At 71.2% G+C, this 524-nt stretch carries 1 pseudogene; it reads right to left on the bottom strand.

Going from position 1 to position 524, the window contains the following annotated elements:
• Positions 1 to 524 (bottom strand): annotated as a pseudogene (locus tag O4G76_RS19945) (glutamine--fructose-6-phosphate aminotransferase); the annotation flags it as partial.

Here is a 524-nt window from a genome sequence, read left to right on the forward strand (position 1 = left end):
TCGAAGATCACCGCGCCCGCGCGGGTCACCTCGGCCCGGTCGCCTTCCTCGAGATAGGTGATCCGGTCGGTCAGGTTGCCGAGCGCGATCGCGTCCGAGCCCACGAACATCTCGCCCTCGCCATGGCCGATGGCCAGCGGGCTGCCCTTGCGCGCGGCGATTAAGAGGTCGGGCTCGCCCTCGAACAGGAAGCACAGCGCATAGGCGCCCTCGAGCTTGGCGATGGTGGCCGCCGCCGCCGCGCGCGGCGCCAGCCCGCGGTCGAGATGCAGCTGGCAGATCAGCGCCACGGTCTCGGTGTCGGTGTCGGTCGCGGTGCCGATGCCCGCCTCGGACAATTCGGCGCGCAGCGCCCGGTAGTTCTCGATGATGCCGTTATGGACCACGGCCACGCGGGCCCCGGCATGGGGATGCGCGTTGGCCTCGGTCGGCGCGCCATGGGTGGCCCAGCGGGTGTGGCCGATGCCCGCGAGACCGCGCAGCGGCTCATGCACCAGCTTGTCGGACAGGTTCACCAGCTTGCC

Source organism: Limimaricola sp. G21655-S1, assembly GCF_027213785.1.
Classification (GTDB): domain Bacteria; phylum Pseudomonadota; class Alphaproteobacteria; order Rhodobacterales; family Rhodobacteraceae; genus Limimaricola.